The organism is Campylobacter concisus (genome assembly GCF_902460545.1).
GTDB lineage: Bacteria > Campylobacterota > Campylobacteria > Campylobacterales > Campylobacteraceae > Campylobacter_A > Campylobacter_A concisus_AE.
The window spans coordinates 1-1,038 of sequence record NZ_CABPUE010000018.1; the positions used below are offsets into that span (position 1 = coordinate 1).

Consider the following 1,038-nt stretch of genomic DNA (forward strand, 5'->3'; position numbering starts at 1 on the left):
ATTTTTAATACATTATTTAAACTATCTTCTTGAAACACCACAATCCTTACCGGGTTAAAATTAGTAAAACACTCTACAAGCTTACCTTTAGACCCACTAAAATTATCCTCTACTCTACCCAACCACTCTTCTCCATAATATATTTGAGAAAGTAAATTGTGCGCACCATTTGGATTAAGTTTTATCTCTTTTTTATATACTATTCTTGGAACTATTTCTTCTATTTTTTCGTCGTGTCCTTGTGCCGTAGGCCATATAAAGGCAATGTATGTATTGTTAGCATATTCTATAAATTTAGTAACTACAGCATCTAAGATTTCATTCGACACATTTCGCTCATAGAAAAATTTATAGTTATAAATATGGTCTGCAGTATCTATTTGCACACATCCAACATCTATATCCATATATATAGCACTAGAAACCCTATGTGCTCCATTTGCTATAGACTTATTTTTTGAAAGTGGCACAATAGTTTTACGACAGTCAAATCCATTTTTCTTAATACTCTCAAAAGTAACATCAAATTCTTTTATAAAAGAATTAATACCATTTTTGTTTTTATTACCGAACTCAGTAAAATTCCCCAAACTAAACGCACGTATATGCTCTTCATAAATCTTTTTTGCAAAAGCACTATCCTTATTTATCATATCGAGGTATAAAAGTTTAAAAGCCAGATCCAATCTAGTATGAGTCAATAAATTTATAGCTTTTATTGTTTTAATTTCGTAATAATCCTTGGTTAGATCTCCTTGAAAATGTGGCTCAATTAGTTTTTTAAGATCATTTGTAGCAATATTCATTTAAATACTCCCTAATAATCTCTACTTCTTTTTTATATTTAGGGTATTTTTTCCAAAGTCTAGTCCAATTTTTAGATACATCTGGATTAAAACATTGTCTTTTATTTATATGTTCATCTTTTGCCAAACCTAGAAACTTATATAAACGTTCCAATGACTTATCATACTCGTATATAAGCTCTTCTATCATTATATAAACTACATTATCATTTTTTTCTTCTATTTTTCTATG

The 1,038-nt window shown here is 28.7% G+C and carries 2 protein-coding genes; both read right to left on the reverse strand.

Annotated features, from left to right (window positions below; genetic code table 11):
• Nucleotides 1-806: hypothetical protein (locus tag FZ949_RS09205; protein WP_222862791.1), on the reverse strand; the 806-nt coding region annotated here is incomplete at its 3' end.
• A partial coding sequence (locus FZ949_RS09410) for a hypothetical protein (RefSeq protein ID WP_222862792.1) occupies nucleotides 787-1,038 on the reverse strand: 252 nt, incomplete at its 5' end. The genes FZ949_RS09410 and FZ949_RS09205, both read right to left, overlap by 20 nt.